Annotated in this window: 28 protein-coding genes and 2 pseudogenes; 12 read left to right on the forward strand and 18 right to left on the reverse strand. The window is 60.8% G+C overall.

From position 1 onward, the window contains the following. A partial coding sequence (locus tag AWM79_RS25220; protein WP_208599923.1) for an AlgP family protein occupies window positions 1-620 on the reverse strand: 620 nt, incomplete at its 3' end. A gap of 332 nt (window positions 621-952) precedes the next feature. On the opposite strand from AWM79_RS25220, the gene AWM79_RS02245 reads away from it, so the two are divergent. Further along, a complete protein-coding gene (locus AWM79_RS02245) occupies window positions 953-1,618 on the forward strand; it encodes an FKBP-type peptidyl-prolyl cis-trans isomerase (protein WP_060782052.1) in 666 nt (221 codons plus the stop codon). 64 nt (window positions 1,619-1,682) lie between these two features. On the opposite strand, the gene AWM79_RS02250 is transcribed toward AWM79_RS02245, so the two are convergent. The 8 genes from AWM79_RS02250 to AWM79_RS02285 all read right to left on the reverse strand — a co-directional run bounded on the left by AWM79_RS02250 (window position 1,683) and on the right by AWM79_RS02285 (window position 9,097). Further along, window positions 1,683-2,141, reverse strand: coding sequence for an Rsd/AlgQ family anti-sigma factor (locus AWM79_RS02250; RefSeq protein ID WP_017130271.1), 459 nt, complete (start codon window positions 2,139-2,141; stop codon window positions 1,683-1,685). Window positions 2,142-2,331: 190 nt separating this feature from the next. Then, on the reverse strand, window positions 2,332-2,844 hold the full coding sequence (locus AWM79_RS02255) for a disulfide bond formation protein B (protein WP_060782053.1): 513 nt from the start codon (window positions 2,842-2,844) through the stop codon (window positions 2,332-2,334). Between the two features lie 224 nt (window positions 2,845-3,068). Further along, the gene (locus tag AWM79_RS02260; RefSeq protein WP_060782054.1) at window positions 3,069-4,307 is read right to left on the reverse strand and encodes a heme biosynthesis HemY N-terminal domain-containing protein; all 1,239 of its coding nucleotides are present in this window, start codon (window positions 4,305-4,307) and stop codon (window positions 3,069-3,071) included. After that, window positions 4,304-5,431, reverse strand: a complete 1,128-nt coding sequence (locus tag AWM79_RS02265; RefSeq protein ID WP_060782055.1) for a uroporphyrinogen-III C-methyltransferase — start codon at window positions 5,429-5,431, stop codon at window positions 4,304-4,306. The genes AWM79_RS02260 and AWM79_RS02265 overlap by 4 nt, the downstream gene beginning before the upstream one ends. 17 nt (window positions 5,432-5,448) lie before the next feature. Then, window positions 5,449-6,216: a uroporphyrinogen-III synthase gene (locus AWM79_RS02270; RefSeq protein ID WP_060782056.1), complete on the reverse strand. Its 768-nt coding sequence runs from the start codon at window positions 6,214-6,216 to the stop codon at window positions 5,449-5,451. Further along, window positions 6,213-7,154, reverse strand: coding sequence for a hydroxymethylbilane synthase (gene hemC, locus AWM79_RS02275; RefSeq protein WP_060782057.1), 942 nt, complete (start codon window positions 7,152-7,154; stop codon window positions 6,213-6,215). Before hemC ends, AWM79_RS02270 begins: the two co-directional genes overlap by 4 nt. A gap of 138 nt (window positions 7,155-7,292) precedes the next feature. After that, window positions 7,293-8,039: a LytR/AlgR family response regulator transcription factor gene (locus AWM79_RS02280; protein ID WP_017130277.1), complete on the reverse strand. Its 747-nt coding sequence runs from the start codon at window positions 8,037-8,039 to the stop codon at window positions 7,293-7,295. Beyond that, the gene (locus AWM79_RS02285) at window positions 8,036-9,097 is read right to left on the reverse strand and encodes a sensor histidine kinase (RefSeq protein ID WP_156430070.1); all 1,062 of its coding nucleotides are present in this window, start codon (window positions 9,095-9,097) and stop codon (window positions 8,036-8,038) included. The genes AWM79_RS02280 and AWM79_RS02285 overlap by 4 nt, the downstream gene beginning before the upstream one ends. A 204-nt stretch (window positions 9,098-9,301) precedes the next feature. On the opposite strand from AWM79_RS02285, the gene argH reads away from it, so the two are divergent. Further along, on the forward strand, window positions 9,302-10,723 hold the full coding sequence (gene argH, locus AWM79_RS02290) for an argininosuccinate lyase (protein ID WP_060782059.1): 1,422 nt from the start codon (window positions 9,302-9,304) through the stop codon (window positions 10,721-10,723). Between the two features lie 50 nt (window positions 10,724-10,773). Here the strand turns inward: argH and AWM79_RS02295 are convergent, their stop codons facing one another. Then, entirely contained in the window at window positions 10,774-11,433 is a 660-nt protein-coding gene (locus AWM79_RS02295) for a glutathione S-transferase family protein (protein WP_060782060.1), read from the reverse strand. A 126-nt stretch (window positions 11,434-11,559) separates the two neighbouring features. Between AWM79_RS02295 and AWM79_RS02300 the strand changes: the two genes are divergently transcribed. The 3 genes from AWM79_RS02300 (at window position 11,560) to AWM79_RS02310 (ending at window position 15,276) form a co-directional block, all read left to right on the forward strand. Further along, window positions 11,560-11,844: a hypothetical protein gene (locus tag AWM79_RS02300; protein ID WP_017130281.1), complete on the forward strand. Its 285-nt coding sequence runs from the start codon at window positions 11,560-11,562 to the stop codon at window positions 11,842-11,844. A gap of 155 nt (window positions 11,845-11,999) precedes the next feature. Continuing rightward, window positions 12,000-12,245, forward strand: coding sequence for a TIGR02647 family protein (locus tag AWM79_RS02305; RefSeq protein ID WP_060782061.1), 246 nt, complete (start codon window positions 12,000-12,002; stop codon window positions 12,243-12,245). A gap of 184 nt (window positions 12,246-12,429) precedes the next feature. Beyond that, window positions 12,430-15,276, forward strand: a complete 2,847-nt coding sequence (locus tag AWM79_RS02310) for a class I adenylate cyclase (protein ID WP_060782062.1) — start codon at window positions 12,430-12,432, stop codon at window positions 15,274-15,276. Between the two features lie 6 nt (window positions 15,277-15,282). Here AWM79_RS02310 and rnk read toward each other — a convergent pair whose 3' ends face one another. The 3 genes from rnk to cyaY all read right to left on the reverse strand — a co-directional run bounded on the left by rnk (window position 15,283) and on the right by cyaY (window position 16,440). Continuing rightward, complete coding sequence (rnk, locus tag AWM79_RS02315; protein ID WP_017130284.1) at window positions 15,283-15,696, reverse strand: nucleoside diphosphate kinase regulator; 414 nt, start codon at window positions 15,694-15,696, stop codon at window positions 15,283-15,285. A gap of 151 nt (window positions 15,697-15,847) precedes the next feature. Then, entirely contained in the window at window positions 15,848-16,072 is a 225-nt protein-coding gene (locus tag AWM79_RS02320; protein ID WP_039792128.1) for a DUF1289 domain-containing protein, read from the reverse strand. Continuing rightward, window positions 16,072-16,440, reverse strand: a complete 369-nt coding sequence (gene cyaY, locus AWM79_RS02325; RefSeq protein ID WP_017130286.1) for an iron donor protein CyaY — start codon at window positions 16,438-16,440, stop codon at window positions 16,072-16,074. Before cyaY ends, AWM79_RS02320 begins: the two co-directional genes overlap by 1 nt. A 215-nt stretch (window positions 16,441-16,655) precedes the next feature. Here cyaY and lptM point away from each other — a divergent pair, with 215 nt between their 5' ends. The 6 genes from lptM to AWM79_RS02350 are packed head-to-tail and all read left to right on the forward strand — an operon-like array spanning window position 16,656 to window position 21,254. After that, window positions 16,656-16,817, forward strand: coding sequence for an LPS translocon maturation chaperone LptM (lptM, locus tag AWM79_RS24075; protein ID WP_017125495.1), 162 nt, complete (start codon window positions 16,656-16,658; stop codon window positions 16,815-16,817). A 9-nt stretch (window positions 16,818-16,826) separates the two neighbouring features. Continuing rightward, a complete protein-coding gene (lysA, locus tag AWM79_RS02330; RefSeq protein ID WP_017130287.1) occupies window positions 16,827-18,074 on the forward strand; it encodes a diaminopimelate decarboxylase in 1,248 nt (415 codons plus the stop codon). A 4-nt stretch (window positions 18,075-18,078) separates the two neighbouring features. Further along, window positions 18,079-18,909 (forward strand): diaminopimelate epimerase, encoded by an 831-nt coding sequence (gene dapF / locus AWM79_RS02335; RefSeq protein ID WP_017130288.1) that lies wholly within the window; start codon window positions 18,079-18,081, stop codon window positions 18,907-18,909. Window positions 18,910-18,922: 13 nt separating this feature from the next. Beyond that, window positions 18,923-19,648, forward strand: coding sequence for a DUF484 family protein (locus AWM79_RS02340; protein WP_017130289.1), 726 nt, complete (start codon window positions 18,923-18,925; stop codon window positions 19,646-19,648). A gap of 2 nt (window positions 19,649-19,650) precedes the next feature. Further along, window positions 19,651-20,550, forward strand: a complete 900-nt coding sequence (gene xerC / locus AWM79_RS02345) for a tyrosine recombinase XerC (protein ID WP_060782063.1) — start codon at window positions 19,651-19,653, stop codon at window positions 20,548-20,550. Further along, entirely contained in the window at window positions 20,547-21,254 is a 708-nt protein-coding gene (locus tag AWM79_RS02350) for an HAD family hydrolase (protein WP_060782064.1), read from the forward strand. Before xerC ends, AWM79_RS02350 begins: the two co-directional genes overlap by 4 nt. 119 nt (window positions 21,255-21,373) lie before the next feature. Here AWM79_RS02350 and sutA read toward each other — a convergent pair whose 3' ends face one another. The 5 genes and pseudogenes from sutA to glnK all read right to left on the reverse strand — a co-directional run bounded on the left by sutA (window position 21,374) and on the right by glnK (window position 24,320). Beyond that, window positions 21,374-21,709 carry a transcriptional regulator SutA gene (gene sutA / locus AWM79_RS02355; protein WP_060782065.1) on the reverse strand — a complete coding sequence of 112 codons (336 nt, stop codon included), beginning with the start codon at window positions 21,707-21,709 and terminating at the stop codon, window positions 21,374-21,376. A 102-nt stretch (window positions 21,710-21,811) separates the two neighbouring features. Further along, window positions 21,812-21,904: pseudogene (locus tag AWM79_RS24810) on the reverse strand (secondary thiamine-phosphate synthase enzyme YjbQ); the annotation flags it as partial. A 161-nt stretch (window positions 21,905-22,065) separates the two neighbouring features. Next, window positions 22,066-22,398: pseudogene (locus AWM79_RS02360) on the reverse strand (secondary thiamine-phosphate synthase enzyme YjbQ); the annotation flags it as partial. Window positions 22,399-22,605: 207 nt separating this feature from the next. Beyond that, on the reverse strand, window positions 22,606-23,946 hold the full coding sequence (locus tag AWM79_RS02365; protein ID WP_026012997.1) for an ammonium transporter: 1,341 nt from the start codon (window positions 23,944-23,946) through the stop codon (window positions 22,606-22,608). Window positions 23,947-23,981: 35 nt separating this feature from the next. Then, entirely contained in the window at window positions 23,982-24,320 is a 339-nt protein-coding gene (gene glnK, locus AWM79_RS02370) for a P-II family nitrogen regulator (protein ID WP_002555808.1), read from the reverse strand. Window positions 24,321-24,733: 413 nt separating this feature from the next. Between glnK and AWM79_RS02375 the strand changes: the two genes are divergently transcribed. Continuing rightward, on the forward strand, window positions 24,734-24,994 hold the full coding sequence (locus AWM79_RS02375; RefSeq protein WP_017130294.1) for an accessory factor UbiK family protein: 261 nt from the start codon (window positions 24,734-24,736) through the stop codon (window positions 24,992-24,994). Window positions 24,995-25,007 lie beyond the last annotated feature (13 nt).

A 25,007-nucleotide genomic window follows, 5' to 3' on the forward strand; every position in this document is an offset into this window, starting at 1 on the left:
GCGGCAGCGGTTTTAGCAGCAGCCGGTTTGGCGGCAGGCTTAGCGGCAGCGGTTTTAGCAGCAGCCGGTTTGGCGGCAGGCTTAGCGGCAGCGGTTTTAGCAATAGCCGGTTTGGCGGCAGCCGTTTTAGCAGCAACCCGTTTGGTCGCCGGCTTGGTAACAGCAGCTTTAGCAGCAACTGGTTTGGCAGCAACCTTGACCGGCGCAGCAGTTTGGGCAGTTCGAGTAGACAGAGCCTTGGTAACAGCTTCTTTCACACGCCCAATACCTTGCGCCAGCTTCAGGCTCTCTTGCGCATCGCGCTTGAGTTGCAAAATGTAGGAGCGGGTTTCGGACTGGCTGGTTTTCAGCTTGTCGAGCAGGTCTTCCAACTCACTGACGGCCGTCTTGGCTTTGGTTTGCGCCTTGGCTTTTCCAGCGGCTGCGGCATCCTGCAATTTGGTCCGGGATTTATGCAATTTTTCTTGTGCTTTACCGCGTTGTTTTTCCAGTTTGGCGAGCAATTTTTCAGCATCAGCCAGGGCTTGGGAACAAGCGTTTTCCAAATGTTCGAGCAAGCTGCCCGACAACTGTTGGAGTAAGTGCAACGGAGTATTTACAGGCTTCTTGGTGGCCGACATGGTTTACCTCCTGGCTGACGTGAGTGCGGCTCATACTAGCCCTCTGTGACTAACGCCGCTAGGGCATGTTGACAGTATCGAATGCCGGGCGTTGCATGCGGCAAAAAAAGTTCTTCGGGATCATTGGGCGAGCCAAACAATTGCCGATAAAATTCTTCTCGCCCAGGCGATATTTCATCGTATTTTTGCAGACCGGGCGCGCACTCTTTGTCGCGCTCCACCGCCAGTTTCGATCACACCGCCCGCGGCAGTTTTTCATGGTGTCGCGGGTGCTCCAACAACCATCGCGCAGCACTGGCATAATCCTTCGGATCACAGGCCGGAGAATCTCCATGTCGCGTTATCTACTGCTGTCGTTGTGCCTGGTTTTGCCGCTGGCCCAGGGCGCGCCAAAAGAAACAACCGACGATGCCCAGGGCCTTGCCTATAGCCTGGGCGCTAGCCTCGGCGAACGCTTGCGCCAGGAGGTTCCGGGCCTGCAGCTCAAAGCCCTGATCGAAGGTTTGCAGCAGGCTTACCAGGGCAAGCCGCTGGCCTTGAAGCAGGAGCGAATCGAGCAGATCCTGGCCGCTCACGAAGCCCGAATCGTCGCGGAATCGACGAAGCCGCAAAGCGAAATAGCCCTCGAAGCCGAGAAAGAATTCCTCGCCCGAGAAAAAGCCCAGCCGGGTGTCCGGGAGCTGTCCAATGGAATCCTGATGACCGAACTGACCCCAGGCACCGGCGAAAAAGTAGCTGCCAATGGCCGGGTGCAAGTACGTTATGTAGGACACTTGCCCAATGGCACGGTGTTCGACCAGAACCGCCAACCACAATGGTTTCGCCTGGACAGTGTGATCAATGGCTGGCGCAGCGCGTTGCCGCAGATGCCGGTCGGCGCCAAGTGGCGCCTGGTGCTGCCTTCGGCACAAGCCTATGGCGCGGATGGCGCGGGTGACCTGATCGCCCCCTATACGCCGCTGGTATTCGATATCGAATTGTTGGGCGTCGCCAACTGAGCTCGTCCCACAAACGAAAAACGGTGCGCCCCACGCACCGTTTTCATCGAGAAATCGCTACACCTCAAGCCGGATCGACCAACTCTTGCTTGTGCGAGGTGTGCAGTACCTCGATCAGGCAGTCTTCGAGTTCGAAGCGTTCGTGCAGCAACCCACCCAGCTCCTGGAACTTCTGCGCCACGCATTTTCCGGCGTCGCACAGGTCGTTGAAAGCCAGCAACTTCTCGGTGATCACCTCGATACGTGGATAGATCGTCTCGGCCAGCTCCAGCCCGCGCTCATCACCGAAGACCTTAGCCTCACCGGTGAGCTGTTCGTAGATTTCGAAGTGGCCGGCCGACACATAATCCACTAAGCCCCCGCAAAACTCTTGGAGCGATTGGCGATTGTCCGCCAGAGCTCCGGGCTCGGCTCCAAGAGCATCATAGGCTCGTACAAGTTCGTGACGCGCCTGCAACCAGCGGTCGATCAGCAGATGCACTCCACCCCAACGTTCCTGAGCATTCTGACAACTTTCGAGCATGGTGATCTCTTCCCTTCTGGGTCGTGCCGCCCGACCTCGTATAAACCGAGGATTCTGACTTGGCCAAACAAAACAACCTATTTGCAATAACACGTGCGGGCCAGATTATGCCCGCACGACACCCGCTTCAAGGTACGCAGGAGATAAAGTTCATACAAGTGTTTAATCCCGAGGACGGCGATAGGCTGCTTCAGGTGCGGTGCTTAGAGCCTGTGGCCGGGCCAACTATCTGATAGATCGCCAGAATACCCATGCCGACAAATGCCAGCAAACTCCACTCGGGGAGACTCAGATCGAACAGGGTCCAGTGGATCTGAGCACACTCGGCGGTCGCCCGGAACATCAAGATCAGTGCCTTGAAGGGAGATACCTGCTGCATCAGACAATGCAGTCCGGGCTGGCAGATCATCAGTTCCTCCAATGGCACCCGCTGCAGCAGCACTTGCCGGACCGCCGTCGCCGCACCCGCCAGCACGAACACCAGCCCCAGCGCACCATAGACCCAGCGGCCGATGCGCGCGGGTCCGTGCAATGCGCCCACCAGGCTGACCAGGCAGAAGCCGCCGAGAAATAGGCGTTGCATCACGCACAGCGAGCACGGTTTCAGCCCGACTCCATACTCCAGGTACAACGATGCCCCCATGACCAGGGTCGCCGCCAGAAAAGCGAGAGAGAACAGAGAGCGTGAGCGGGCCAAGAACATGGCTTTTCCGTAACAGGAGAGACAGGCAGTTACGGTAGAGGAAAGGCCTTGGCCCTTTCAAGCAGGGTCACTGCAGATAATTCCTCAAGCCTGTAGGGAATTACCGACAGACATCCTATGAAACCATTAAGTAGCGAGTAGGATTTCGGTATCAGAGTATTACAGGGAAATAGGCCAGGAGCCTGAGACGGGCGCTCATCGCGAACCATCCGTCCCAGTCTCTTCTAGGCGCTCACCGACACCGGTAGAGGCATCGCGAGCAAGCGTTCGTCCAACAGGCCAAGGCCCTCCTGAAACAACAGATTGCTACGCTCAGTGTCTCCCAACCGGGCCAGCAGCCTGGCCAGCTCGGCACAGGCTTCCGGGTTGCGCTGCACCCGCAGACTACCTTCCAGGTAATCGCGAGCCTTGCCCCACAAGCTGTTTTGCAGGCACAAGCGCCCCAGTGTTAGCAACAGGCTGGCATCGGCCGGATGCTCCTTGAGCCAGCCCTCGGCGGTCTGTAGCTGGCGAGCCGGATCGCGCCCGCGCAGCAACCCATACAAACGCGCAAGATGGCTATCGTACTGACGCTTGAGCGCCGCGTACAACGCTTCCTCGGCTTGGACCTCGGCCCCCAACCGACGCAGTTGCTCGGCATAAGCCAACACCAGTGGCGGTTCCTGCCGTTGGGACGAGGACAATTGCTGCCAGGCCCGCTCCAGCGATTGCAGAGCCGCTGTAGCGTCCTCTTCACGGCGCGCCGCCAGACTGAGGTTTTCACCCCAGGCGCGTCGCTCCAGCTCAATCAGCTCACCTTGTGCCAGCGCCTTGTTCTTGCGCAACTCCGGTAACAGCCGGACCACCGCCGACCAGTCGCCACGCTGCTGATGCAGCCGCTGTAACTGGCGCAGCACCTGGATACTGTGAGGATGCAGCTCGTGCATGGCTTGCAGCGTACCCAAAGCACCCTCGGTATCGCTACGGTCCACTTGCAACTGCGCGTGACTCAGCGCGATCGCCAGTTGGGCCTGCGGCTGACGCGTCAGTGCGCGCTCCAACAAGCTGTCGCACTCTTCATATTTGCCTTGCTCATTGGCCGCACGCGCCGCGCCGAGGTAATAAAGCAGTGGCTGGCGCTCTGCCTCGGCAGCCCGCTGCAAGTGCTTCTGCGCGCTGGCCCAACGGCCTTCGGCAAGATCCATCTGGCCTTGCTCGATAGCCAGCCAAACCCGCCGGCTGCGGTTGCGGCGGGACCAGGGATTGGCAGCCGAACTCGACGCCGTAACCAAGCCCACGAGGAATCTGACCAGCCGATAGACCAGCCACAACACCAGCAGCACGGCCAGGAATGCCCACAGGCTGGATTCGTAACGAAAGCTGTCATAGGCAATCAGAACGTAACCGGCATGCCTGGAAATCGCGAAACCCAACAGGCCTGCCGCGACAATGACCAGCAGTGCAATCGCGATAAACCGTTTCATGGACGGGCCTCCTGCGTCGGGTTGGCGTTGCCGCTCACAGGCCTATCGACTTCCACCTGCCGGCGCTCGAGATAAGCCTGGACGGCACCGAGGGTCGCGGCGAGATCCGGAGTCAGCACCGTCACCGGTTTTTCGCTCAGCTCGCTAAGTTGTTCGACCATGCCCTTGCTCTGCGGACTGTCTGGGTTGAAACTGCCGGTCAACACATCACGGGCCTCTGTCAGCGCCTGGGTGTAAACCCCTGCCTGGCCATTCAGGGCCGCCCACTGCGCCTGCTCCAGTGCCAGCCTCAAGGCCAGGCGAACCTGAGTCAGGCTCTGCCCGGCGAGCAGCGGCCGAATGTTCTTGTTGGCGTTGAAGTCGATACGGATATAGCGAGAAATCTCGTCCCACCACTGCGCCCAGCGACTGGCGCCGTCGCCATCGGAGGTCAGGCCCAGCAGGGAATCACCGCGGTCCTGGTACTCCGGCGCCAGCTCGTTGAGCTGTGCGACCTGGTCACGCAACGCACCCAGTTGCAGGAACAGTCCAGTACGATCCGGCTGCTCGGTATTGCGCAGCGCCGCCAGGCTCTTGGCCAATTGTTCGCGGGCAGCAAAGGAGCCTGGGTCGTTTTGTTCCCGTAGGATATCGTCGGCCCCCCGGACCAGGGCCAGGGCACTGGGGATATCCTGCAACGCTGATAGGCGCAACGTGGCCAAGCGCAACAAATGCTCGGCCTCGGCGAGGCGCCAGTCCTTGCGACTGGCTCCCAGGACGCTGTCCAGGCGCTGACTCAGGCGCTGCTGATCGCCCTGCAATTGCGCCACCAGACGCCGACGATCCTCCAGTTCGGTGGCGCCCGGCAACTGATCCAGACGCAGGGCTAATTGCTGCTCGCTCAAATTGAGCGACTGCGCCTGGTTGCCCAGGTCCTGCAGTTGCCCACTCTGCTGCAGGTGATGGGCCTGCAGGTTGCGCACCTGCCAGACACCCCAGCCGCCCGCGGCCACGCCAGCGGCACCCAGCAGCAACGCCAGGATCGCCAGACCATTGCCACGGCGCTCGACAGGCGCCACCGGCGGTTTGACCGGCGCCTCGGGCACCGGTTGAGCTTGTTCTTTTGGCAAGGCTGCTTCGCTCACGTATCCATCCTTCGCATTCAGAAAGCGGGTACGGGGAACTCCCGTAGCGCCGCCAGCAAAGCCGTGGCGCTGGCACCACGACAATCCACTACATATTGTGCCCCGGCGGCACGGGCCATCTGCGCCACCCGAGGACTTGGAACAAACAATGGCAGCCGGGCCACTTGCGGCCAATCCGCCCCCGCCAATTGCTGCAGGTGTTCAAAACCCTGCCCACTGCTGACCATCAGCCCGTTCAGGCGTTCCCCGTGAATCTGTCGGATCAGGGTGCCCTCGGCATACGCCGGCAAGCGGCGGCGATAGAGTTCCAGATAGTCGACACTAGCACCTTGACTGCGTAAACGCTCAGCCAGGAGCTCGCGGCCACCCTCGCCGCGCAAGATCAGCACACGGGGATCGGGCTGCGCCAGGACCTCGCGCAAGGCCGGCAAATCGAGCAAGGCCTCGCTATCATCGCCATCGGCCGGGTAGCCCACCCGCAAGCCATAGTCGTCCAGCAGCTTGGCCGTCGCGATACCCACGGTGAACCAGGGCAGCAACGGCGGTTGCGGCCAGTACTGATCCACCAGCTCCAACCCTAGGCGCGCAGCCGGTTTGCTGACGACAATTGCCGCCGAATAGAAAGGCAACTTGAGAATCTTCGTCAGCCCGGCGCCATCGATAGCCAGCGGCTCGATTTCCAGCAGCGGCAAGGCACTGCTGAAGATCCCGGCCTCGGCCAGTACCGCCGAAAGCGCGGTCGAGTCATCCGCCGGCCGCGTCAGCAGCAGACGCCAACCGCTCATTCCTCGCTGGCCTCGCCATAGACAGCCTTGAGGATGACGTCCGCGCCCTGCCCCAGCAAATCCTCGGCAACCCGCACGCCCAACGCCTGAGCATCCGCTTGCGGAGCACGTGCTTGAGCGCTCAGCAGTAAGCCCCCGTTAGGCTGGCCGACCAGGCCACGCAACCAAATCTGCTCGCCTTCGAGCACGGCATAACAGGCAATCGGCACCTGGCAGCCACCGTTGAGGTGCTTGTTCAGAGCCCGCTCGGCGCTGACCCTGACGGCGGTGTCGGCGTGATGGAGCGGCGCGAGCAGTGCATGAATCTCGCTGTCGGCGCTACGGCACTCGATACCGACCGCGCCCTGACCACCCGCCGGCAGACTGTCTTCGACGCTGATGGTCGAGGTGATACGATCTTCGAAGCCCAGCCGGATCAGCCCCGCCGCCGCCAGGATAATGGCGTCGTACTCGCCAGCGTCGAGCTTGGCCAGACGAGTGTTGACGTTGCCACGCAGGAAGCGGATCTGCAGGTCTGGACGGTGACTCAACAATTGCGCCTGGCGACGCAGGCTCGAAGTACCGACCACAGCGCCCGACGGCAACGCATCCAGACTGGCGTGGGTATTGGAAACGAAGGCATCGCGAGGATCCTCGCGCTCGCAGATGCAGAACAGACCGAGTCCCTCGGGAAAATCCATCGGCACGTCCTTCATCGAGTGTACGGCGATGTCCGCCTCATGCTCGAGCAGCGCGGTTTCCAGTTCCTTGACGAACAATCCCTTGCCGCCGATCTTCGACAGCGGCGAGTCCAGCAGCTTGTCGCCGCGACTGACCATCGGCACCAGGGTCACGTTCAACCCCGGATGAGCCTGTTCCAGGCGAGCCTTGACGTATTCGGCCTGCCATAAGGCCAGCGCGCTCTTACGGGTAGCGATGCGGATTTCGCGAGAGGACATAGATCGATCCGTACTGAATAGATACGGCAGATAATAACAGTTCGGCCCGGCTAGCTTTGTCTTGTATCAGAAACTCTGCTGCCTCTCCGGCTCGGAACAGCCAATGAACGAATCACGGGGCCTGCGACAAGCCCCGGATTAAAGCTGTTGCATCATCTTGCGCACACCGGCGACATGGCGCCGACTGACGATCAGCGCATCGCCGTTGAGACCCTTGAGGAATAACTGGAAGTGCCCCAGAGGCGTGCGTTGCAGACGCTCGATGCGTTCGCGGGCCACCAGGGCGTTGCGATGGATACGCGCGAAGCGATCGCCGAACTCGTCCTCCAGGGCCTTCAACGGCTCATCGAGCAACACCTCGCCGCCTTCGTGGCGCAAGGTCACATACTTGTGGTCGGCGATAAAATAGATCACCTGGTCGAGCGGAATCAGCTCGATCCCCTTGCGGGTCCGCGCACTGATATGGGTGCGCGGGCCGGCGCCGCTCTGCGCGGCCGGCCGGGTCAGGGCGGCCAGTTGCACGCGGTTGGGCCGCTCGGCCTTCTTCAAGGCTTCAAGCAGGTGCTCGGCACGCACCGGCTTGACCAGATACCCCACGGCGCTGACCTGGAACGCCTCCAGGGCAAACTCGTCATGGGCGGTGCAGAACACCACCGCCGGCGGCGTTTCGCGCTCGCACAAACGCGCGGCCACCTGCAACCCATCCACGCCGGGCATGCGGATATCGAGTAAGACGACATCCGGCTTGAGGCTGTCGATCAGGGCCAAGGCCTCTTCGCCATTGGTGGCGCTGGGCTCCAGGACACTGTAACCCTCGAGTTCGCCAACCAAACGGCTCAGGCGCTCGCGGGCCAGTGGTTCGTCATCAACGATCAGGACATTCATATTGCGCTGGATTCCTGCGTGAGTCTCGTACAAGGATAGCGTAGACAAGTGAAGTGACGTCCGTCACGGCGATCCATGGTAAGACTAGCGCGAGGCCCAAAAAGTGCCGTAAGTCGGGCACCAATGTTCACTAGCGCCAGTTGAGTACCGCTCGACACCTGCTGCCGGGCAGCATCGTCGTAGGGATTGCTGATACACAATATGAACTCTCCCTCTTTGTAGCTGGCTTCGACTCTGACCACCCCGCCTTCGACCCGCGGCGCGATTCCATGGATCAGAGCGTTTTCCAGCAATGGTTGCAAGGTTAGTGGCGGGATCGGCAAATCATCCGGAATTGTCCCCACCCTCCAGTCCAACTGTAGACGGTTGCCAAGACGATAGTGTTCGATCGACAAATATCGTTGCGCTAATTCCAGCTCGTCGCGCCAGGACACCAGGCTCCCTGACTGGGCGAGGTTGGCCCGGAACAGGTCGGACAGATCCAACACCGCCTGCTCGGCCTGCCGTGGATCGCTCCTCACCAGGCAGGCAATGCTGTTCAGGCTGTTGAACAGGAAATGCGGTCGGATCCGTGCCTGTAGTGCTTCGAGCCGCGCTCGCAGTTCCGCCTGCTGCTGGCGTCGCCACTGACTCTGCAGATAAAAGTAGCGCAGCATCAGCGCCGAGATGATGAGGCTGATCAAGCCATGGCGCAGATAACGACTGAAACTGCCGGCATCGACCTGCCGCTCGGCGAGGGCAAAGTACTCGGTCAGGGCCGTGCAAGTCAGCGTCAAGCCGATCACCAGGGCGCAGCACAAGGCGCCCGCCACTGCGGGACGCAGGCGCACCAGCCAGGACCGGGCGCCACAGAGCGCCGCCGCCGACAGCAGCACGATCCACTGCACGTACAGCGAGGTCAGTGCCAAGCGTACCCAGTCGAAACCGCCAGGCATCGACTCAGACAAGACCAATACCATCACCAGCAGCTCGGCCAATACCACCAGCACCAGCAGCGCCTCTGGCAGGCAGAGCTGCGGTAGAAAGAATTCCGCTGTCGCCGGCGCACCAGGCGCCATTTTCGTTCGTGAGATTGGCATACGGGGCGTATTCCCAAAACGAGACACCCAGTCTCCGCGCCTGCGCCGTCGCCGACAAGCCATCTGACCGGTGCGCTCGCAATAAAAACCGCGCGCCCCGCGTCAGCGCCAGTCGGGACAACCCTGTTATGATCAGCAACGACTTTTCCGGCAACCCACTTTCAGTAGATCACGAGCGAATCCATGAGCACCGACAAGACCAATCAGTCCTGGGGCGGCCGCTTCAGTGAACCCGTCGACGCCTTCGTCGCACGCTTCACCGCCTCCGTCACGTTCGACCAGCGCCTCTATCGTCACGACATCATGGGCTCCATCGCCCACGCCAGGATGCTGGCCAAGGTCGGCGTCCTGAGCGATACCGAGCGCGACAGCATCATCGACGGACTGACCACCCTCCAGGGGGAAATCGAGGCCGGCAACTTTGACTGGCGCGTGGACCTGGAAGATGTACACATGAACATCGAGGCGCGTCTGACCGACCGTATCGGCGTCACCGGCAAGAAGCTGCACACCGGGCGCAGCCGCAACGACCAGGTTGCCACCGATATCCGCCTGTGGCTGCGGGACGAAATCGACCTGATCCTGGCGCAAATCTCCCGCCTGCAAAAAGGCCTGCTGGAACAGGCCGAGCGTGAAGCCGACAGTATCATGCCCGGCTTCACCCACCTGCAGACCGCGCAGCCGGTGACCTTCGGCCACCATATGTTGGCCTGGTTCGAGATGCTCAGCCGTGACTACGAACGCCTGGTGGACTGCCGCAAGCGCACCAATCGTATGCCCCTGGGCAGCGCCGCACTGGCCGGCACCACCTACCCCATCGACCGCGAATACACGGCCCAACTATTGGGTTTCGAAGCGGTCGGCGGCAACTCCCTGGACAACGTTTCGGATCGCGACTTCGCTATCGAATTCTGCTCGGCGGCCAGCATCGCGATGATGCACTTGTCGCGCTTCTCCGAAGAGCTGGTGCTCTGGACCAGCGCGCAATTCCAGTTCATCGAGCTGCCGGACCGCTTCTGCACCGGCAGTTCCATCATGCCGCAGAAGAAAAATCCGGACGTGCCGGAACTGGTACGCGGCAAGACCGGCCGGGTATTCGGTGCGTTGATGGGCCTGCTGACCCTGATGAAAGGCCAACCGCTGGCCTACAACAAGGACAACCAGGAAGACAAAGAGCCGCTGTTCGACGCCGCCGACACCCTGCGCGATTCGCTACGGGCTTTCGCCGACATGATCCCGGCGATCAAACCCAAACACGCGACGATGCGCGAAGCGGCAGTGCGCGGTTTCTCCACCGCGACCGATCTGGCGGACTACTTGGTACGCCGTGGCCTGCCGTTCCGCGATTGTCATGAGATCGTCGGCCATGCGGTGAAGTACGGTGTGGAAAGCGGCAAGGACCTGGCACAAATGAGCCTGGAAGAATTGCGTCGGTTCAGCGACCAGATCGACCAAGACGTGTTTACGGTGTTGACCCTGGAAGGCTCGGTCAACGCCCGTAACCATATCGGCGGCACAGCGCCAGAGCAGGTGAAGGCGGCGGTCGCCCGCGGCCAGGCACTGCTCGCCAGCCGCCAGTCCTTGCCGGTTAGCGACGCCAACTGACCTCAAGACCGCATTAGGCCTCCATGGCATTGCGGCTCGCCAGGTTTTTGTTATTTCCTGGCGGCAATCATCGCCAGGAACTCCGGCATCGCGGCGTCCTTGTCCGCCGCGATCCGCTGCGCATATGCAGTCTGCTGCAGCCGCTCCAGCAAGGCCTTCGCCTGCGGCATCTCGGCCAACAGATCAATCCCGAACAGCTTCTGACCGACCGCACAGGCCAGGTCGACGCTGTAAAGAAAATACAGATCCGCCACGCTCAATTCGCTGCCCGCCACATAGGGGGCGAACTTGCCATGGCGCTTGAGCGAGGCAAAACCCAGCAAAAGTTCGGTCCGAGTCTTTTCCTTGATTGCCTCCGGCACGGGCATGCCAAAGAACACTTCGGCAAACGAAGCTCGCGCCGGCAGTTCGATATACAGCTCGATCTCCTTGGCCAGTGCCAACACCTGGGCCCGCTGGAATGGATCCTTGGGCAGCAACGCCTTGCCGCCCTGGGTGTCGTCGAGGAATTCGAGGATCACGCTGGTTTCGCTGATGTAGCCCTGCTCCACGCCCAGTACCGGGACTTTCGCGCGCGGGCTGATTGCCAGGACCTCGGGCGTCTGTGCGGGGTAGAACGGGATTTCCTCGAAGGACAAACCCTTTTCGAGCAATGCCAGCTTGACCATGTTGTAGTAGTTGCTGACAGCAAATCCATAAAGCTTGAGCATCACAAAACCTCCAGGGCGTGTAGGGTGGTTGGCGCAGGCAGTTATAGAGCACTGCACGACAATCGACCAGCAGCATTACCTTGCCGAATAAGGGTAAACTGCCAACCTTTCCTTGAGGAGCCCGCCATGAGCGAACCCATCGATCTCGATAACGACGACGAAGCGTTTGCCGAGAGCACCCTGATCCAGGCCATCGAAAACCAGATCGAAAGCGATACTCCTCCAGCCGCCAAGGCCATGTTCAACAAGTTGACCCTGGTCGGCTACGAACGCGACGAGATCCTCAACCTCATGGCCCATGTACTGGCGGTGGAAATCGACGCGATGCTCGACGATGATCGCGCGTTCGATACCCAGTGGTACGAAGACGCCTTGCGAGCCTTGCCAAAGCTGCCGCCCGAAAATCAATGAGCGCTTGAGCAAGGACTGTCTACACTGGTAAAACCCCGTAACAACTGATTCCACGCCTGCTTCCGGCCAAGCGCTCACCCGGCACTGGACAGTCCGTGCAAGTGGGATCACCTTAGGAACTCTGTCCAATAATTCCTAGAAAGTCTGGAGTCCTTATGTCGTATACCCCTGAGTTGGTTGCCGAACTGGAAATCCTCGCACTGTTCAACCTGGGGAGTTCCCAGGAAGGTCTGAAAATTCACCAGACCGCTGCCCCGAAAGCCATCGCCGCCGCCAAACGCCTGTTCGATAAGGAGCTGATCACCCAAGTCGACGGGGGTTACCTGACCAGCCTGGGCCGTGACGCCGCCGAACATGCCCAAGGCCTGCTGACTATCCTGAGCGTCAAAGAGCCCGCCTGAATTCGCCCGAAGCCCACGCAATCCCCGCTTTTTTACGGATTGCGCGGGCAAACCGTGGCCGCTCATCTGGCAAGTTGACATCTTTCGCCAAATTCAGCTTAAAGCACCGCTCGCTTAGCCTGTAAACTGCCGATCTTCAGAGATTTCCTACTGTCGAGTGCCAAGGAGCCGGTTTGGGTTTGAAATGACGCACACCCACGAAATTCGCCCGAACCTGGACGAGGGCATCGACCGCAAAGTGCTCAGCCAACTGCGCTCACGCTTTCTCAAGCTCAACCAGGGTCGACTTGGCCGCGCCATGGAAGGCCTGTCGTCGCGACAGCAGGCGGTACTGAACGTGTTGCCGCTGTTTTTTCATGTCAATCACCCCCTGCTGCCCGGCTATGTCTCGGGCAGTACGCCGGCTGGGCTGTCGAACTATGAGCCGAATGACTCGGCCCTGGCCGAAGCCCAGCGCCTGACCCGCTCCTTCTCCTACAAGGCTCGTCACGGCAATCCGCCACGACCGATTCACGGGTTATTCCTAATGGGCAGTCTGGGTACCCTGGCCCAGGCCGACCAGAGCGATATGGACTTCTGGGTCTGCCATGCCAGCGACCTCAACCAGGGCGAGCTGACGGAACTGCGCAGGAAATGCCAGTTGCTGGAAACCTGGGCGGCCAGCCAGGGCGCCGAAGCGCATTTCTTCCTGATCAACCCAGCGCGTTTCGTTCGTGGCGAGCGAGACGCTGCGCTGAGTTCAGAGGACTGCGGCAGCGCCCAGCACTACCTGTTGCTGGACGAGTTCTATCGCACCGCCATCTGGCTCGCCGGGCGCACCCCGCTGTGGTGGCTGGTGCCGGTGTATGAAGAGCCGCGCTACGACCAATACACGCATGCCCTGCTGTCCAAGCGCTTTATCCGCGCAGACGAGGGCCTGGACCTCGGCCATCTGGCACAAATCCCGCCAGGTGAGTTCATCGGTGCCGGGCTCTGGCAGTTGTTCAAGGGTATCGAGTCGCCCTACAAGTCGGTGCTCAAACTGCTGCTGATCGAGGTCTATGCCAGCGAACATCCGCAGGTCCAGTGCTTGAGCCTGCGCTTCAAGCAGGCGGTGTTCGCCAACCAGTTGGACCTCGACGAGTTGGACCCTTATATCGTGGTCTATCGACGAATCGAAGAATACCTCAAGGCCCGCAACGAACCGGAACGCCTGGAACTGGTACGGCGCAGCCTGTACCTGAAGGTCAACCGCAAGCTCACCGGCAACCACTCGCGCAACACTAGCTGGCAACGCCAACTGCTGGAGCGCCTGACCGGCGAATGGGGCTGGGACCGGCGGCAACTGACACTACTCGACAGTCGCAGCCAGTGGAAAGTTCGCCAGGTCAGCGCCGAACGCCGTGCGCTGGTCAACGAGCTCAACTACAGCTATCGCTTCCTGACCCAGTTCGCCCGTACCGAGCAGGCGGTCAGCCTGATCAACAAGCATGACCTCAACGTGCTCGGTCGTCGGTTGTATGCAGCGTTCGAGCGCAAGGCCGGCAAGATCGAGTTCATCAACCCCGGCATCGCCCCGGACCTGGCCGAAGACACCCTGACCCTGGTGCAATCGCCTAACCGCAAGGAACCGGGGCAGACCCATTGGGGCCTCTACAACGGCAGCCTGGGCGCCCAGGAGTGGGAACACTTCGCGCCAATCAAGCGCAGCCGCCAACTACTCGAACTGCTGACTTGGTGCCACCGCAACGGCGTAATCGACAGCAGCACTCGCCTGGCCCTACACCCCGGCGGCAGCGACCTGACTGAGTTCGAGCTGTTCAATCTGCTGGGCAGCCTGCAGCAGGCGATCGCTCTGCCGCTGAGCACCGTCGGCGAAGAACCGCTGCTGCGCCCCAGCATCCCGAGCGAGGTGCTGTTGCTGGTCAATATCGGCGTCGACCCGCTCAAGCACCACCGGGATCTGAATATCTTGATGACCACCGAACGTACTGACTCCCTGAGTTACGCCGGTGTCCGCGAAAATCTGGTACTGACCCTCGACCAAGTCACCCTCAACAGTTGGAACGAGGTGCAGGTCAGTCGTTACGACGGGCCCCACGCCCTGCTCGACTGCCTGTGCGACTACCTCAACAACCTACCGCTGGGGCGCGAGCTGCCCAGGCTGCAAGTACGTTGTTTCTGCCACAACCGCGCGCCATTCATCGCCCAGCGCGTCGAGGAAGTACTCAACACTGCCCAGGAACTATTGATCGGCGACCTCAATCACCGCTACCTGCTGAAGGTCCAACAGCGCTACCACGTACTGGAGCTGGTGCCCGGCCAAGTTCGCCATATTGCCCTGGACAGCCTGTCGACACTGCTTGACTACCTGAGTGCCGACCTGTCGAGCTACAGCCCGCTGCACCTGGATCTGCGGGCGATGGAGGAAAACGACCTGGCCCTGGTGCTGCCGATGGGGCAACCCGGCTGCATACAGGTGTTCTTTCGGATCAACGAGAGCCATGCCGACTTGTATGTGTTGGATGAGTTCAATGCTCTGTGGCAACAGCGCCTGCCGTTCCATGACGAGCAAAGCTTGTTGGTGCCACTGCAACGCTTCCTACAGTCGATCCTACAGCGCCGCGAAGCCTTGATGCCGATGGACTCGACATCGCCCGCCGGCGCACTGGAAACCCTGTATTACCAGCTATTGCCCTCGGCACCGGGCCGAGCGCGCCGGGTCGAGGCCCGCCCCGTGCCGCAGACGCCGGTCAACAAGCCGTTCTACGATGTTCAGGCGATCCTCGGCAAAGTCGGGCCGAACGAGGTCCAAGTCACCCTGTACTGCAATCAGCGAGAGTTTTGCGAACTGGAATACGGCAACCAGCTGTTTATTGCGGTCGCCCAGGAGATTATCGGCCAGCGTCGCGAGGCAGAGCGCTATCGCTGCTATATAACCGACCTGGACCTCAGCGCCTTGGTTGGCGAAGGCATGGGCTCGACCAACCTGTACCTGCGCTACAAGGCAGACCTGGAAAGCTCGCTGAATATCGCCCTGAAACAGACTTGAGGTCGATCAGAGGTGAAAGTCACCGGCCGCTTCCGGCTGGTACTCCACCTCCAACAAGGCCAGTTTCAGGGTCTTGCCGCCCGGCGCCGGCCAGTCGATGTGCTGGCCGACCTGCAAGCCGAGCAAGGCGCTGCCGACCGGCGCGAGAATCGAGATCTTGCCGGCATCGGCATCGGCATCCTGGGGATAGACCAGGGTCAGGTGATAGTCCTTGCCACTCCCTTCTTCGCGACAATGGACTCGCGAGTTCATGGTCACGACACCGGCGGGCACTTCTTCGTGGCCCACGACGCTGTCAGCGCGATCCAGTTCGGCCTGCAACGCGACAACGCCCGCAAGCGAGTCGTCCAGGCTATCGATCAGGCGCTCGAGACGCTGCACATCGAGACGGGTGAGGATGATGGAAGGTGCGGTGCTCATGATCCAGGCAGACTCCTTTTTTTTCTGCGCGATAAAAGCAAAACCCCGCCACGAAAGGCGGGGTTTTCACTGCCTCGTCATCGCGAGGCGTAATCGGACACTATCACAGCAGCATAAATACACAAGTCGCAGAAGCGGGTCGGCCCTGCCGTCAGGCCTGTAACCGGCGCTGGCGCGCCTGCTCGCAGATCACCCGGCGGCGCTGGTCGTCCGCCGAGCGCCACTGGCGAATGTCCTCGACATGCCGAAAACAGCCGATACACACTTTTTGCTCATCGAGCCGGCACAGGCTCACGCAAGGCGAAGGCACGGCGGGACTGACGTTGCTATACAACGGTTTGGCGGGTCTTGCCGGTGTGGCTTGCTGCGTCACAATCAGATCTCTTCAAAATCCAGGTTGATATCGTCTCGGTCCCGACTAAAGGGCAGAGTAAACCGCGCCAGGATTTCATTAAGCTTCTCTTCGCTCTTCACGCAGAACCAATAGCTGCCGTCTTCATCTTCGCTGCTGCTTTCCTTGTACTCGAAATGATAGCCGCCGGAGGGCCGGGAGGTCGCCAGCCAAAGCTGACGCAGAGGTTCCTGGCGACTGAAGATCAACTGGCTACCGCCTTCGAACTTCACAGTGAGCAAACCAGCGGAGCTTTCCAGGTCTACATCCAGGCCACTCTCGTCGAACACCTCTTCCAGGTTTTCCAGGGTACTATCGACCAGATCGTGAAAACGGGCTTCAGTCAAACTCATTGCGCGAACCTCAAAAAATACTGGCCACTCCAGGTGCCCGAAGATACGGGCGCTCGCGGATGATTGCAAAGCATAACCACCCTGGAGCGACAACGACATCAATAATCGTGCCGGCCTGATCGACCCGGCAAAATCCGGCCGGCGGCCCGCATAGGCAAGCTGCCGGGTGGCCGGTATACTCGGGCGCAATTAATGCTTTTACAAAGGATTTCGCCATGAAGCGCCTGATCTCGTCCCTAGCCGCGCTCCTCGCGATCGCTTGCCTGGTCTCAGCCTGTGGTCAAAAAGGCCCACTGTATCTTCCCGATGACAGCCAGAACCCGGACGACCAGGCCAAGTCCTCGCAGGCCAAAGCGCACAAGCACGACACCTACTAAGGGATCACCATGGACGCATTTAACTACCGCGACGGTGAGCTGTTCGCGGAAGGTGTAGCTTTGTCTGCCATCGCCGAGCACTTCGGCACGCCGACTTACGTCTACTCCCGCGCCCATATCGAGGCGCAGTACCACGCTTATGCCGATGCCCTGCAAGGTGCGCCGCACCTGGTTTGCTACGCGGTCAAGGCCAACTCCAACCTCGGCGTGCTAAATGTCCTGGCGCGCCTGGGCGCCGGTTTCGACATCGTTTCCCGTGGCGAGCTGGAGCGTGTCCTGGCGGCTGGCGGCTCGGCGGACAAAATTGTCTTCTCCGGCGTCGGCAAGAGCCGTGACGACATGCGTCGCGCTCTGGAAGTCGGCGTACACTGCTTCAACGTCGAGTCCACCGACGAGCTGGAGCGCCTGCAAGTGGTAGCGGCGCAGATGGGCGTGCGTGCGCCGATCTCGCTACGGGTCAACCCGGACGTGGATGCCGGCACTCACCCGTACATCTCCACCGGCCTGAAGGAAAACAAGTTCGGCATCGCCATTGCCGACGCGGAAGAAGTCTATGTCCGCGCCGCACAACTGCCGAACCTGGAAGTACTGGGCGTCGATTGCCATATCGGCTCGCAACTGACCAGCCTGCCACCGTTCCTCGATGCCCTCGACCGCCTGCTGGTGTTGATCGATCGCCTCGGCGAATGCGGCATCTACCTGCACCATATCGACCTCGGCGGTGGCGTAGGCGTGCGTTATCGCGATGAAGAACCACCACAGGTGGCCGACTATATCAAGGCCGTGCGCGAGCGCACCGCCGGCCGCGACCTGACGCTGATGTTCGAACCGGGTCGCTTTATCGTCGCCAACGCCGGCGTACTGCTGACCCGGGTCGAGTACCTCAAGCACACCGAACACAAGGATTTCGCCATCGTCGACGCGGCGATGAACGACCTGATCCGCCCGGCGCTGTACCAGGCCTGGATGAACGTCACCGCCGTACACCCGCGTGACAGCGAGCCACGGACCTACGACATCGTCGGGCCGATCTGCGAAACCGGCGACTTCCTGGCCAAGGATCGCCAGCTCGCGCTGGAGGAAGGCGATCTGCTGGCCGTGCACTCGGCCGGTGCCTATGGTTTTGTCATGAGCTCCAACTACAACACTCGCGGCCGCGCCGCTGAAGTGCTGGTGGATGGCGAACAGATGATCGAAGTCCGCCGTCGCGAGACCTTGACCGAGTTGCACGCCGGCGAAAGCCTGCTGCCGGAGTAAGACCATGTTGCTGCGTTTTACCAAGATGCACGGCCTGGGCAACGACTTCATGGTCCTCGACCTGGTCAGCCAGCACGCGCACATCCTGCCCAAGCACGCCAAGCTTTGGGGTGATCGGCACACCGGCATCGGCTTCGACCAGTTGCTGATCGTCGAAGCGCCGAGTAATCCCGAGGTTGATTTTCGTTACCGGATCTTCAATTCCGACGGCTCGGAAGTGGAACAATGCGGCAACGGCGCCCGCTGCTTCGCGCGCTTCGTGTTGGACAAGCGTCTGACTGCCAAGCGGCAGATCCGTGTGGAGACCAAGAGCGGTATCATCGAGCTGGACGTGCGCCAGGACGGTCAGATCAGCGTGAACATGGGCGCCCCGCGCCGGGTGCCGGCAGACATTCCGTTCCAGGCACAGGCACAGGCGCTGAGCTATCAGGTGGAAGTCGACAGCCAGACCGTCGAGCTGGCGGCCCTATCCATGGGCAACCCCCATGCGGTGCTGCGGGTCACGGATATCAACCGTGCTGCGGTGCACGAGCTGGGACCGAAGATCGAACACCATCCGCGCTTCCCGGCGCGGGTCAACGTCGGCTTCCTGCAGGTGATTGATCGCCAGCGCGCACAACTGCGCGTCTGGGAGCGTGGGGTCGGGGAAACCCAGGCCTGCGGTACTGGCGCTTGCGCGGCAGCGGTTGCGGCCATCAGCCAGGGCTGGATGGATTCGCCAGTGACCATCGATCTGCCCGGCGGACGTCTGTTCATCGAGTGGGCCGGTGACGGCGAACCGGTCATGATGACCGGGCCGGCGGTACGGGTGTATGAAGGACAAGTGCGTCTATAAGCGAGCGAACGTCATGACCGATCAGCCTCAGGCTCCAACCGAAGAGCCCAACGAACTGCCTGTGCAAAGCTTGGAGGCGGCGACCGTCGCCGCCTATCTGGAGGCTCACCCGGACTTCTTCGTCGAGCACGAAGCACTACTGCCGGCGCTGCGCATTCCCCACCAACGCGGTGATAGCGTGTCGCTGGTCGAACGGCAGATGAAGATCCTGCGCGACCGCAATATCGAGATGCGCCACCGGCTTTCGCAACTGATGGACGTTGCCCGGGACAACGATCGGCTGTTCGACAAGACCCGCCGGCTGATTCTCGCGCTGATGGACGCGGCCAGCCTGGAGGACCTGGTGATGGCCGTCGAAGACAGCCTGCGCCAAGATTTCCAGGTACCCTTCGTCAGCCTGATCTTGTTCAGCGACAATGCCATGCCGGTGGGTCGCTGGGTCAGCGGCGCCGACGCACAGCAGGCGATCGGCGGGCTGCTCTCGGAAGGCAAGAGCATCAGCGGCAGCCTGCGCGAGCATGAGCTGGATTTCCTGTTCGGCGAAGAACAACGCAAGCAGATCGGCTCCACCGCCGTGGTCGCCATCAGCCATCTGGGCCTGCACGGTGTGCTCGCCATCGCCAGTCGCGACCCACATCACTACAAAAGCTCGGTCGGCACACTGTTCCTCAGCTATATCGCCGAAGTCCTGGGACGTGTCGCCCCGCGCTTCACCCACGCCCTGCGCTCGGTGCGCTAGTCGTGGAACGGCAACTGGACGCCTACTGCGAGCACCTGCGCAGTGAGCGCCAGGTGTCCCCCCATACCCTCGAAGCCTATCGGCGCGACCTGAACAAGGTCCTGGCCTTCTGCGCAAAGGAACAGATCGGCAGCTGGGCTACCCTGGATATCCAGCGGCTGCGACGACTGGTTGCGCGCCTGCACCAGCAGGGACAATCCTCACGCAGCCTGGCACGGTTGCTGTCGGCAGTCCGTGGGTTGTACCAGTACCTGAACCGCGAAGGCCTGTGCAACCACGACCCGGCCACCGGCCTGGCGCCGCCCAAGGGCGAACGCCGGCTGCCCAAGACCCTCGACACCGATCGTGCCCTGCAACTGCTCGACGGCGCCGTCGAGGATGACTTTCTTGCCCAGCGCGACCAAGCCATTCTTGAACTGTTCTACTCCTCGGGCCTGCGCCTCTCGGAGCTGACTGGACTCAACCTGGACCAGTTGGACCTGGCCGATGGTCTGGTGCAAGTCCACGGCAAGGGCAGCAAGACCCGCCTGCTGCCAATCGGCCGCAAGGCCCGCGAAGCCCTGCTGACCTGGCTGCCGCTGCGCGCTTTGAGCAATCCCATGGACGATGCGGTATTCGTCAGCCAGCAAGGCCGGCGCCTCGGGCCCCGAGCTATCCAACTGCGGGTCAAGGCTGCCGGCGAGCGCGAGCTGGGACAGAACCTGCACCCGCACATGCTCAGACACTCCTTTGCCAGCCATCTGCTGGAATCCTCCCAGGACTTGCGCGCGGTTCAGGAACTGCTCGGCCACTCGGACATCAAGACCACGCAAATCTACACCCACCTGGACTTCCAGCACCTGGCAACCGTCTATGACAGCGCCCATCCCAGGGCCAAACGCAGCAAGGATAGTGAGTCATGAGGATTCAGCTGATCACCTTCGATCTCGACGACACCCTGTGGGATACCGCCCCCGTGATCCACAGCGCCGAGAACGTGTTACGCGAATGGCTCGCCGGGCACGCACCGGACCTGGGGAGCATACCGATCGAACACCTGTGGGCGATTCGCGAACGAGTGCTGCTCAAGGAGCCGGCCCTCAAGCACCGCATCAGCGCCCTGCGCCGCCGAGTGCTGTTCCACGCGTTGGAAGAGGCCGGTTACGCCCCTGGGCAGGCAACAACGCTGGCGGAGGACGCATTCGAGGTGTTCATTCATGCCCGGCATCAGATCGAGGTGTTTCCCGAGGTCGAGCCGACCCTCGAGACGCTCAGCCGCTCTTTTGCCCTGGGCGTCATCACCAATGGCAATGCCGATGTGCGTCGCTTGGGCCTGGCCGATTACTTCCGCTTTGCCCTCTGCGCCGAAGACATCGGCATTGCCAAGCCCGATTCACGGCTGTTCCACGAGGCGCTGGTATGCGGCGGAAATGTCCCGGCCGAGGCGGCGGTGCATATCGGTGACCATCCTGGCGACGATATCGCCGGGGCGCAACAGGCTGGCCTGCGGGCGATCTGGTACAACCCCATGGGCAAGGCCTGGGAAACGAACAAGCAGCCGGATGCGCAGATCCGCAGCCTGACCGAACTGCCGGAGCTGCTGACCCGCTGGAACACCGGAGCCTGACCCCCTTGTGGCGAGAGGGCTCGTCGGAACGCCACAAAGCCTGCTTTCCCCTCTATTTTACAGACATGAAAAAGCCCGCAGCGACGGCAGGCTTTTTCGAGGAGCGAGAAAACTGACACTCAGATAGGTCGGCTACCGTACTTGTTATCCGGCTTCTTGGGTGGATCGGCCACCACATTGGCCTCGACTTCCTGCACCTTACCACCGCGTGCGAGGAACTCCTCCATCGCCCGAGCCAGAGCATCACGCTCCTTATTCTTGGCTTCAACGCTGGGTAGCTCATCAACCGACACGGCGGCCTTGGCCTTACCCTTGGCAGCCGATGCGGGGACATCGCCACTGTCGTCGTCGTCATCGGCAACATCTACGTCTTCACCTACCGCTTCCAGACCCTTTTCGGTTTCGTCTTCGTCGCCTACTTCGAGGTCATCGTTTTCCAGATCATCGTCGCTCATGTTCTACCTCATGACTTGCGAAAAAGCAGATTAGTTATAGCCCAGCTGCGCCGCCTGTCGAAGGCCGCCGGAAAAAATCAACATCCGCTGAATCTCAGCGGCTTATGCCCCATCACCCTGCAGGGTGACAAGGACTTTACGAGCACCGCCATGATCACGGTGTTCGCCCAAATAGACACCTTGCCAGCTACTTAGTGGCCTGTGTGGCCAGTTCTGTGAGTCAATTTCGGCGCCACCCGCCCCTGACCGGCGTTGCTGTTCCTCGCCATAGCCGAGCTATGACTCCTCACAGCGCCTTGGTCATGGACTTCCGGCATCCGAACTTGAGCTAACGAACTCACCGTACAGGCCACCAGCGCCAACCATCCCGCCGTTGCCGGCAAAGTCAGCTGACAGCCTAGCAAACTGGCCTTGAAGTGCGCCGGCCAGTCATCCGTGCCTTCGTCGTTATGTTCATACCCGAGCTCGCCTTGCGGCACCAGGGGGTTGAAAAAAACTTCGAAGTCACGGCAAACCGCCGGATCGGCATTCTCGTTGACGATCAACGAGGCCGAGGTATGTTGCAGCCAAAAATGCAACAGTCCGACTCGACATGCCCTCAGTTCAGGCAAGCCATCGAGCAACTCCTGGGTCACCAAATGAGAACCCTGGGGCCTGGCCCGCAAAGTAATCAGTGTCTGTTGCCACATACAGTTCTGCGCCCATCGGCGCGCATTCTAGCGCGCTCAGGAAAAAAGCAAAGCGCCTAATACGCCTGCCATGCTGTAAGCCATCGGCCCACGGGAAATAGGCCCGGTGTTTTCGCCGAAATGCCTCTGGTAAGTCCTTTGAGTCCTCTTGGCACTGACAAAACCCAGGCAAAAAAAAGCCCGGCAAGCCGGGCATTTTTTTTTGGCCTACAGGTTATAGCCGCGCTCGTTGTGTTGCGCCAGGTCGAGGCCGATCGATTCTTCTTCTTCGCTCACACGCAGGCCCATGACCACATCCAGCACCTTGAGAATGATGTAAGTCACCAGCGCCGTGTAGATAACGGTGAAACCGACACCTTTGCACTGGATCCAGACTTGGGCAGCGATATCGGTGGTCGCGGCATTGAATCCGCCCATCGACGGTGCGGCGAACACGCCAGTCAGGATTGCGCCGAGGATACCGCCGATACCGTGCACGCCGAAGGCGTCCAGGGAGTCATCGTAACCCAGCCGGCGTTTCAACGTGGTGGCGCAGAAGAAGCACACCACACCGGCCGCCAGGCCAATGATCAGCGAGCCCATCGGGCCAACAGTACCGGCAGCCGGAGTAATGGCAACCAAGCCGGCGACCACACCCGAGGCGATCCCCAGAGCACTTGGCTTGCCGTGGCTCAGCCACTCAGCGAACATCCAGCCCAGCGCGGCGGCGGCGGTCGCGATCTGAGTCACCAGCATCGCCATGCCGGCGGTACCGTTGGCGGCGGCGGCGGAGCCAGCGTTGAAGCCGAACCAGCCGACCCACAGCATGGCCGCGCCGATCAAGGTGTAGCCAAGGTTGTGTGGTGCCATCGGAGTGACCGGAAAGCCTTTGCGCTTGCCCAGTACCAGGCAAGTCACCAGCCCGGCAATACCGGCATTGATGTGCACCACGGTGCCGCCCGCGAAATCGAGTACGCCCCAGTCTCCCAGCAACGAACCCGGACCGCTCCAGACCATGTGCGCAATCGGCGCATAGACCAGGGTGAACCAGATGCCCATGAAGATCAGCATCGCCGAGAACTTCATCCGCTCGGCGAAGGCACCGACGATCAGCGCCGGGGTGATGATCGCAAAGGTCATCTGGAAGGTGACGAACACCGCTTCAGGAAACAACGCCGTCGGGCCGGTCATACTCGCGGGCGTGATACCGGCGAGGAAAGCCTTGGCCAGCCCGCCGACAAAGGAATTGTAGTTGACGACGCCAGCCTCCATCCCGGTGGTATCGAACGCCATACTGTAGCCATAGCCAAACCACAGGAGGGTGATCAGACCGGTAATGGCGAAACACTGCATCATCACCGAAAGAATGTTTTTCGAGCGCACCATGCCGCCGTAGAACAACGCGAGGCCTGGAAGGGTCATGAACAGCACAAGGGCTGTAGAGATCAACATCCAGCTGGTATCGCCGGAATTGAGGACCGGAGCCGGTACCGAGTCCGCCGCCATGGCCAAGGCCGGCATTACGAGGGACAACAGCGCTCCTAGCCCTGCGAATTTACGCAGAGTCATATGGTTTTCTCCTGGGGCGTTGGGTTTAACGCAGCTTAGATGGCGTCGGTATCGGTTTCGCCGGTACGGATGCGAATAGCCTGTTCCAGATTGACCACGAAGATCTTGCCGTCACCGATCTTGCCGGTGTTAGCGGCCTTGGTTATCGCCTCGATAACCCGATCAAGGTCCTTGTCGTCGATGGCGACATCGATCTTCACCTTGGGCAGGAAATCGACCACGTATTCCGCGCCGCGATACAGCTCGGTGTGACCCTTCTGCCGCCCGAAGCCTTTGACCTCGGTAACGGTAATGCCCTGCACGCCGATTTCGGACAACGACTCGCGCACGTCGTCCAACTTGAACGGCTTGATGATGGCAGTGACTAGCTTCATGAAACTCTCTCCGAATGGGTGGACTTGCCCCAGGAAAACAAACCCGACTCAAGTCTAAGCGCAGTGCCTGGCTTTGTAACGCATCGTTGGCCCCGATCAGCCTGTCGATGCTGGCTAACCGCTGTCGGCGAAGCTTCCCTGCTCCGCTTACCGCACCACTTGGTCACAGTGACGGCATCAGTGCATGGGTTACCAACGACTAAGCAGAAACCTTGCCATCTCTACAAAACCTACTGATTTCAATTCCTTGATCGCCGTGGAGAGCAAAAATTCCACCCACTGGCAGGTAACACGCACCACCACGGCGCACGACCGATCGGTGTGTTGCGCAAAAAGCGTGCGCCACCGCCCTGGTAAATCACTATAGACACGGCGTGGTACACTGGGACGCCCTCGTATCTGGAACCCGCACCATGCTCGCGCCCAAAGCCTTTCTCGACGCCCTGAGCGGCCACGCCTCTCGCCTGTTCAGTGGCGAAACCCCATTGCCGAGCGATGAAATAGAAAACCAGTTCAAAGCCTTGTTGCAAAGCGGCTTCAGCAAGCTGGATCTGGTCAGCCGAGAAGAATTCGACAGCCAGATGGTGGTCCTGGCCCGCACCCGCGCACGATTGGAGAGTTTGGAAGCGAAAGTGGCGGAGTTGGAGGCCAGGCTGAATCCGCCGGGGGCGTGATGGTTCGACGCGT

Source organism: Pseudomonas agarici, from assembly GCF_001543125.1.
GTDB lineage: Bacteria > Pseudomonadota > Gammaproteobacteria > Pseudomonadales > Pseudomonadaceae > Aquipseudomonas > Aquipseudomonas agarici.

Bases quoted from the DNA above. Each gene is read 5' to 3' on its own strand.
- AWM79_RS02280 (WP_017130277.1), bottom strand. From the start codon at position 8,039: ATGAATGTCCTGATCGTTGATGACGAACCACTGGCCCGCGAGCGCCTG.
- AWM79_RS02260 (WP_060782054.1), bottom strand. From the start codon at position 4,307: ATGAAACGGTTTATCGCGATTGCACTGCTGGTCATTGTCGCGGCAGGC.
- argH (WP_060782059.1), top strand. From the start codon at position 9,302: ATGAGCACCGACAAGACCAATCAGTCCTGGGGCGGCCGCTTCAGTGAA.
- lptM (WP_017125495.1), top strand. From the start codon at position 16,656: ATGAAGCGCCTGATCTCGTCCCTAGCCGCGCTCCTCGCGATCGCTTGC.
- AWM79_RS02295 (WP_060782060.1), bottom strand. From the start codon at position 11,433: ATGCTCAAGCTTTATGGATTTGCTGTCAGCAACTACTACAACATGGTC.
- AWM79_RS02245 (WP_060782052.1), top strand. From the start codon at position 953: ATGTCGCGTTATCTACTGCTGTCGTTGTGCCTGGTTTTGCCGCTGGCC.
- hemC (WP_060782057.1), bottom strand. From the start codon at position 7,154: ATGTCCTCTCGCGAAATCCGCATCGCTACCCGTAAGAGCGCGCTGGCC.
- glnK (WP_002555808.1), bottom strand. From the start codon at position 24,320: ATGAAGCTAGTCACTGCCATCATCAAGCCGTTCAAGTTGGACGACGTG.
- AWM79_RS02270 (WP_060782056.1), bottom strand. From the start codon at position 6,216: ATGAGCGGTTGGCGTCTGCTGCTGACGCGGCCGGCGGATGACTCGACC.
- rnk (WP_017130284.1), bottom strand. From the start codon at position 15,696: ATGAGCACCGCACCTTCCATCATCCTCACCCGTCTCGATGTGCAGCGT.
- AWM79_RS02375 (WP_017130294.1), top strand. From the start codon at position 24,734: ATGCTCGCGCCCAAAGCCTTTCTCGACGCCCTGAGCGGCCACGCCTCT.
- AWM79_RS02340 (WP_017130289.1), top strand. From the start codon at position 18,923: ATGACCGATCAGCCTCAGGCTCCAACCGAAGAGCCCAACGAACTGCCT.
- AWM79_RS02350 (WP_060782064.1), top strand. From the start codon at position 20,547: ATGAGGATTCAGCTGATCACCTTCGATCTCGACGACACCCTGTGGGAT.
- AWM79_RS02365 (WP_026012997.1), bottom strand. From the start codon at position 23,946: ATGACTCTGCGTAAATTCGCAGGGCTAGGAGCGCTGTTGTCCCTCGTA.
- AWM79_RS02305 (WP_060782061.1), top strand. From the start codon at position 12,000: ATGTCGTATACCCCTGAGTTGGTTGCCGAACTGGAAATCCTCGCACTG.
- lysA (WP_017130287.1), top strand. From the start codon at position 16,827: ATGGACGCATTTAACTACCGCGACGGTGAGCTGTTCGCGGAAGGTGTA.
- AWM79_RS02250 (WP_017130271.1), bottom strand. From the start codon at position 2,141: ATGCTCGAAAGTTGTCAGAATGCTCAGGAACGTTGGGGTGGAGTGCAT.
- AWM79_RS02285 (WP_156430070.1), bottom strand. From the start codon at position 9,097: ATGGCGCCTGGTGCGCCGGCGACAGCGGAATTCTTTCTACCGCAGCTC.
- AWM79_RS02310 (WP_060782062.1), top strand. From the start codon at position 12,430: ATGACGCACACCCACGAAATTCGCCCGAACCTGGACGAGGGCATCGAC.
- cyaY (WP_017130286.1), bottom strand. From the start codon at position 16,440: ATGAGTTTGACTGAAGCCCGTTTTCACGATCTGGTCGATAGTACCCTG.
- sutA (WP_060782065.1), bottom strand. From the start codon at position 21,709: ATGAGCGACGATGATCTGGAAAACGATGACCTCGAAGTAGGCGACGAA.
- dapF (WP_017130288.1), top strand. From the start codon at position 18,079: ATGTTGCTGCGTTTTACCAAGATGCACGGCCTGGGCAACGACTTCATG.
- AWM79_RS02300 (WP_017130281.1), top strand. From the start codon at position 11,560: ATGAGCGAACCCATCGATCTCGATAACGACGACGAAGCGTTTGCCGAG.
- AWM79_RS02255 (WP_060782053.1), bottom strand. From the start codon at position 2,844: ATGTTCTTGGCCCGCTCACGCTCTCTGTTCTCTCTCGCTTTTCTGGCG.